Source organism: Nitrosomonas supralitoralis (genome assembly GCF_003011925.2).
Taxonomy (GTDB): domain Bacteria; phylum Pseudomonadota; class Gammaproteobacteria; order Burkholderiales; family Nitrosomonadaceae; genus Nitrosomonas; species Nitrosomonas supralitoralis.
On record NZ_PXXU01000026.1, the window covers coordinates 41,791 to 47,794 of the forward strand.

The following is a 6,004-nucleotide window of genomic DNA, read 5'->3' on the forward strand; positions in this document are numbered from 1 at the left end:
TAAGAATCCGAGCGTTGCTATGATGCGCTGAGCGGCAGCATGCGTGGCAGATGCGTCCAAATGCTGTATAGCCGGGCGATACGCAATTGTCATTTCTTCACCTAAAAAGGAGCTTTCTCCATGACGCCGGCAATCGAAATCAAGCAGGTGCACAAGCGTTTCGGCACATTGCATGCCTTATGCGGCGTTGATCTCGAAATCAACGCCGGCGAATTCTTTGCTTTGCTTGGTCCCAATGGAGCGGGAAAGACGACGCTGATCAATATCATCGCAGGTCTTGCCCTTGCCAGCAGCGGCAGTGTCAGGGTAATGGGTCACGATGTCCTCACCGGGTATCGTGAAGCACGTCGCATGCTGGGCGTGGTGCCGCAGGAACTGGTATTCGATCCGTTCTTTACCGTTCGGGAAACACTTGTGTTTCAATCCGGTTATTACGGTTTGAAGAAGAATAACAACTGGATAGACGAGATAATCCATCATCTCGACCTTGCCGATAAGGCGGATACCAACATGCGTTTGCTGTCCGGCGGTATGAAGCGGCGCGTACTGGTAGCGCAGGCATTGGTCCACAAGCCTCCGGTAATCGTTTTGGATGAACCCACCGCAGGCGTAGATGTGGAATTGCGCCAGGCCCTTTGGCGTTTCATCAAGCAATTAAACCGCAACGGTCATACCATTGTACTCACTACGCATTATCTCGAAGAAGCAGAGGCTTTATGCAACCGCGTGGCAATGCTCAAAAATGGCAGTATCGTTGTGCTTGATAGCGTCAGAAATCTCATCAGCAACATTTCAGGACACCGGATACGCCTGCGGCTATCTCCCGATACGCTGCCGACAGCGTTACAGCTACTGACAATCAGCCACGACCAAGGCTACTACGTTCTGGCAATCGAGGAATACTCTCAGCTTGGAAATGTGATTACAGCATTACACGCGGCCCAGATCCAAATTCTGGATATGCAGATATTGCAACCTGATCTGGAAGAAGTGTTCGTAAAACTCATGCACGGAACAGAGAATTTGGAATCTGCATCGGTATGAATGGATTTCTTACATTGCTCTACAAGGAACTGCTGCGATTCTGGAAAGTCGGTCTCCAGACCGTATTTGCACCCATGCTGTCCACCTTGCTATATCTGTTGATTTTTTCTCACGCGCTGGAAGAAAGAGTGCAGGTTTATCCCGGTGTAACCTACACGGTTTTTCTGATCCCCGGATTGGTCATAATGGCTATGTTGCAGAATGCTTTCGCTAACTCTTCATCAAGCCTGATTCAATCGACGGTCTCGGGTAATCACATCTTCATGCTGTTATCGCCGCTTTCTTACCAGGAAATATTCACTGCTTATGTACTGGCATCGGTAGTTCGTGGTCTGATGGTAGGACTGGGTATCTACTTGGTGACGCTGGCGTTTTTTGAACTTCCCCTGTACTCGTTCGCATGGGTATTCACATTTGCCTTGATAGGCGCTGCGTTGCTAGGTGCCTTAGGCATCATTGCGGGTATTTGGGCGGAAAAATTTGAACAGCTTGCTGCGTTGCAAAACTTTATCGTCCTGCCATTGACATTTTTATCGGGGGTATTCTATACGATCCCCTCGTTGCCTCCATTCTGGCGAGGATTATCGTATATGAATCCGTTTTTCTACATGGTAGACGGGTTTCGCTACGGCTTCTTTCGCGTCTCGGATGTTTCACCTTACCTCAGCCTTGGGATTCTGGTGGCATGGTTCCTAGTGGTATCGTGGTGCACATTGCGAATGCTAAAAACAGGGTATAAAATCCGAAAATAATCCGTAGTGGTTTATCCACGAAATTGCCAATACGCAAGTTTTCAATAACTATGAATAAATATTGATTACTTTTTTATCAATTTTCTCACGCTGCTACCTTTGTTCCCATTCACCTGCTGCAACGCTGTAGCGGAACGTAACATATTCTCCGGAAGAAAGCGTAATGAATGTCTGGCCATCAATAAGTAAGCCACCCAATGGCAGAATCTTCGTATTTACGCCTGCTCTTGTCAAAGTTCCTGCTTGAGATTTAATGGAATGCGTTTGTCCATCAACTGGAGATGTGAGAGATCAAGGCGATGGGAAAGCAGACGAAAATCTTCCAGAGGAAATAGACTACGTTCGGCAATTAAAGGTAAGCCTTTAAACCCACCACCTACTCACACTCTTTCATTAATGTTTCAATAACCTCTGGCGCAAACGGCAACAGTTCGTCGATGCGGCTGTTAGGCCAGGTGGGGAGTTTTTCGAGGGTTTCGGTTAGCCATTTTGCGGGGTCGAGGCCGTTGAGTTTTGCGGTGGTGAGCAGGGATTGGATGGCGGCGGCGCGTTGGCCAGCGCGTTCAGATCCGGTGAAGAGCCAGTTCTTTCTGCCGATGGCAATTGCGCGGAAGTAGTTTTCGATCGGGTTGTTGTCGATAGGGTGAGAGCCGCTGTTGGCGTAGCAGATGAGACTTAGCCAACGTTTCAAGGTGTAGTCGATCGCTTTGGCGGTGCTGCTGCCGTCAGCGGTTTGCTGGCGAATGTGCAATAACCAGCCATGTAGCGATTGCAGCGCCGGGATGCTTTTTTCTGTGCGTAGTTGTTGTCGCGCTTCAACGGTGAGTTGGTCGCCTTCTGCTTCGATGGCGTAGAGTATGCCGATGCGTTGCAACGCTTCAAGTGCGATTTCGCTGCTGTTGGCTGTGTGCAAGTCGAAGAATTTACGACGCGCATGCATCCAGCAGCCCAGTTCGGTGCGATCATCGATGGCAAATAACGGTTTGTAGCCGCTATAGTCATCGACGACCAGGTGGCCATGCCAATTGCGCAGGAAATTAAGTGCGTGCTTGCCGCTGCGACTGGTTTGGTAGTCGAACACGATGATGCGCGGCCCCAACTAGAAATCGTTACTGCGGTACGCCCATAAGTAGGCGCGTTTGGTTTTGCCGTTGCCCGGATCGAGCTGCGCCACCGGCGTTTCAACAGCATGCAACGTGCGGCCTTGCAGTAGATGCCAAGTCAATCGATCAACCAGCGGCTGCAGTGCCGCACCGACACAACCAACCCATTCGGCCAAGGTGGAGATCGGTAATGTCACGCCATCGCGCGCCGCGATTTGCGCGATGCGATAGAGCGGTAGATGATCAAGGTATTTGGAAACAGCGATCCACGACAAGAGGCCAGTTGCTGTCATGCCGCCATCGATGATTGTGGGTGGCACCGGTTCTGCGACGATGGTTTCGCAGCACCGGCAGGCGTATTGCGGACGGATGTGGAGGTGCACGAAGAATTTGGCGAATTCGACGTCGAGCTGTTCGGTGACATCTTCGCTGATTTTGGTCAGCACACTGCCGCATTGTTGACATTGGCAAGATGCCGGTTCATGACGATGCTCGATACGCGGTAAATGATCCGGCAGTGGCTGGCGTCCGGCACGAACGCGCTTTGGTTTTTTTGGTTGAGGCAGCGGCAGTTGCTCAATTTCCGCTTGAATTGTCGCTACGTCGAACAGACTTAACTGGATCTCTGACATCGCTTCGCTCTTCGAGCCGTAGCGCATGCGGCGTAAGTGCGCCAATTCGTATACCAAAGCTTGATTCTTCTCTTCCAGTTGTTTATTCAGCTATATTTCTTGACGCAAATTGTTGCGCTCAAACGACGCCAATCCACCCCCATGATCAACCACTCCCATTGAGCCTGCGTCATGGTGATGCCCCCTTCCTCGGAGCGCTGCCAAACAAACCGCTCCTGATGCAGTCGCCGCTGACACAACCACACGCCGGCGCTATCCCACAGCAGCACCTTGATGCGATTGCCCGCACGATTGCAAAACACAAACGCTGATCCAGAACAAGACGATTGTTGCAGTCGCTGCTTCACCAACAACGACAACCCATCAATGCCGCAATGCATATCCACCGGCTCAACCATCAACCAGGTACGCCCAGGGTTTACGATCAACCCAGACATTTGAGTAAGTCCCCCAACAAATATGGCGCTACCGTCGGCGGCAACTCCAATACATGATCACCCTGGCCACGCCACCGTAACACATCCATCGGCTTGATCGTTACCGGAATCATAGATGCGGATCGGCTACATTGCACACCCCTGTATGCACGCACTCAACTAACAAACGTTTTGACATTCAAACCATGTACCTGGCAATACGCACGTTGCGTCATGCCGCTAGACTGCTATGCCTCAATATGTTCTCGCCTCGTTTCTGCTGTTGACATCGCTACTCCTGATTAAAATTCGCAGGATAATGGTGATGGCGAGGAGTGGTAAGATGGTGGGAGCGGAGGCATACTTTGGATGTAATACGTGCACGCATCATTGAGGCACAAAAGACTAATGATGCGTAGTTTTTCATATTCTTTTTATTCTCTCCGCCTAGATGCTGTTTCCTTCCCCTACCAATGCTGCAAATAAACCGCTTGATTAGTCCGCGCGTAATTCCTTGATTTATACCGTCTAAATAATACGAACTTGCGGACTTCACACTTGCATGACGGGTAGGGGTGGAGAGAATAATGGCACAAAGAGAGAAAAAGTGAGCAGATTTTTCGGGGTTTATGCAACCTCAAAGTCCGCAAGAATCCGCATGAGCCCCCGCAAACACGCGAAAGTAGGCGAAAAAAAACCAACCGGATGAAGGGTTGGTCTTTGGTGTTGGGACGGCGTCTATTGAATAACTAGCCAAAACCGTTATGAATGCTGTATATAGTAATATATCGCATTCGTGTTACTGTAAAAGTTACTGCATTTCAGATTGAGTAGACGATTCTGAGTTGGTTAGCATTACCCGCACATTACAGGGTAAATTGGTATAGGCTAAGGTAAAATAATTGAATGTGGTTAATCCTGGAGCGCGGCCAAGGTCTTTAGTGTCCACTGCACACTTTTAAAGGATACCCCGGTGCCGGGGGCGCCCCCTTGTAGAGTTTAGGGACTCCTACACATACCTATATACTCAAATTTATACATTCGATTATCAATTTTTTATAATATGCAACAGATGAGAACACATATTACTTTAATATAAACAGAAAATAAAATCGAGGTTGGGCTTTTATTAAAGATTTGGATTAGTATGGTACTATATAGATATTCATAAGTGGTTGAATAGATGAGTATGTGAATTACCGAGTGCCAAAATTATTCGATAAACCTAATTAAGGAAATATTTTTGAACATAGATAGATGGTTTTTTGCAATACTTGGAATTTTGTCCTTGATCGCTGGAGGCATTATGCTAGATGATGGTGATGCCAGCGGGGGATGGTCAGCAATTCTCTTCGGAGGAGCGATTCTTACACATCTAGCACTTTCAAAAAAAATTTAAACTCTAACTTATAGCTCAGCCTGATGCAATGTAATGCAAAAATCCAATACTCTAAGGGTCAACGATGTCCTCGTGAAGCCATACCGGGAAAATCAAAGTGTAAAAGTCACGGTAATGGTGGCCCACGCACAATCGATGGGCGCAAGGCTATAGCGAGAGCCCGCTCTAAAGGAATGAACGATTCTCTAGCGGAACGTATAGCACACCGGAAAGCATCATTTGAGCTTTACATGCTAGCTAAGTTAGCAGGAGTTGCTTGGACTGGAAGACCACCTAAGAAAATTTAGGGCTGAATGCAAAAATTTCTACGTTTCGCATAAAATATTGTTACGAGCAATTTACTGCGAACATTTGAGTCTTGTTTTAAATTGTGGCCCACTTCTACAGAACAGGTATCACGTTCAATTTGCCTTCATTTGTGGCATATTTTTTATCTCATTGATTAATAGCATAAACATTTTTAAGCTCCTGATTCAACTGCACAGATAGCACAGATGGTGCACAGCTACACGTGTGCGCTTCTAGCCCTCTACTGGTGTGCGTTTCAGCGAACTGCACACCATGCACAGATAAAACGCGGAAAGTTTACGGGGGCTTTTATATGCATGTATTCCCTTTCCTATTTCTACTATACCTACTATCTCTTCTATATATTTTA

6 protein-coding genes and 2 pseudogenes are annotated in these 6,004 nt (G+C 47.9%); 3 read left to right on the forward strand and 5 right to left on the reverse strand.

The genetic code is table 11. The features are described from left to right. Window positions 1–120 precede the first annotated feature (120 nt). On the forward strand, window positions 121–1,044 hold the full coding sequence (locus tag C7H79_RS09730) for an ABC transporter ATP-binding protein (RefSeq protein ID WP_106707086.1): 924 nt from the start codon (window positions 121–123) through the stop codon (window positions 1,042–1,044). After that, window positions 1,041–1,796, forward strand: coding sequence for an ABC transporter permease (locus tag C7H79_RS09735; protein ID WP_106707087.1), 756 nt, complete (start codon window positions 1,041–1,043; stop codon window positions 1,794–1,796). Before C7H79_RS09730 ends, C7H79_RS09735 begins: the two co-directional genes overlap by 4 nt. 93 nt (window positions 1,797–1,889) lie before the next feature. Here the strand turns inward: C7H79_RS09735 and C7H79_RS17935 are convergent, their stop codons facing one another. The 5 genes and pseudogenes from C7H79_RS17935 to C7H79_RS19675 form a co-directional block, all read right to left on the reverse strand. Next, window positions 1,890–2,030, reverse strand: coding sequence for a hypothetical protein (locus C7H79_RS17935; RefSeq protein WP_172592403.1), 141 nt, complete (start codon window positions 2,028–2,030; stop codon window positions 1,890–1,892). 142 nt (window positions 2,031–2,172) lie between these two features. Continuing rightward, window positions 2,173–3,600: pseudogene (gene tnpC / locus C7H79_RS09740) on the reverse strand (IS66 family transposase); the annotation flags it as partial. A gap of 17 nt (window positions 3,601–3,617) precedes the next feature. Beyond that, entirely contained in the window at window positions 3,618–3,968 is a 351-nt protein-coding gene (tnpB, locus tag C7H79_RS09745; RefSeq protein ID WP_106707088.1) for an IS66 family insertion sequence element accessory protein TnpB, read from the reverse strand. Continuing rightward, on the reverse strand, window positions 3,956–4,081 hold the full coding sequence (locus C7H79_RS19230) for a hypothetical protein (protein WP_258577631.1): 126 nt from the start codon (window positions 4,079–4,081) through the stop codon (window positions 3,956–3,958). The genes tnpB and C7H79_RS19230 overlap by 13 nt, the downstream gene beginning before the upstream one ends. Window positions 4,082–4,123: 42 nt before the next feature. Beyond that, window positions 4,124–4,189, reverse strand: a pseudogene (locus C7H79_RS19675) (hypothetical protein); the annotation flags it as partial. 1,001 nt (window positions 4,190–5,190) lie between these two features. Between C7H79_RS19675 and C7H79_RS17945 the strand changes: the two are divergent. Next, window positions 5,191–5,346 carry a hypothetical protein gene (locus C7H79_RS17945; protein WP_172592404.1) on the forward strand — a complete coding sequence of 52 codons (156 nt, stop codon included), beginning with the start codon at window positions 5,191–5,193 and terminating at the stop codon, window positions 5,344–5,346. Window positions 5,347–6,004: the final 658 nt, after the last annotated feature.

Bases quoted from the DNA above. Each gene is read 5' to 3' on its own strand.
- C7H79_RS09735 (WP_106707087.1), top strand. From the start codon at position 1,041: ATGAATGGATTTCTTACATTGCTCTACAAGGAACTGCTGCGATTCTGG.
- C7H79_RS09730 (WP_106707086.1), top strand. From the start codon at position 121: ATGACGCCGGCAATCGAAATCAAGCAGGTGCACAAGCGTTTCGGCACA.
- tnpB (WP_106707088.1), bottom strand. From the start codon at position 3,968: ATGTCTGGGTTGATCGTAAACCCTGGGCGTACCTGGTTGATGGTTGAG.
- C7H79_RS19230 (WP_258577631.1), bottom strand. From the start codon at position 4,081: ATGATTCCGGTAACGATCAAGCCGATGGATGTGTTACGGTGGCGTGGC.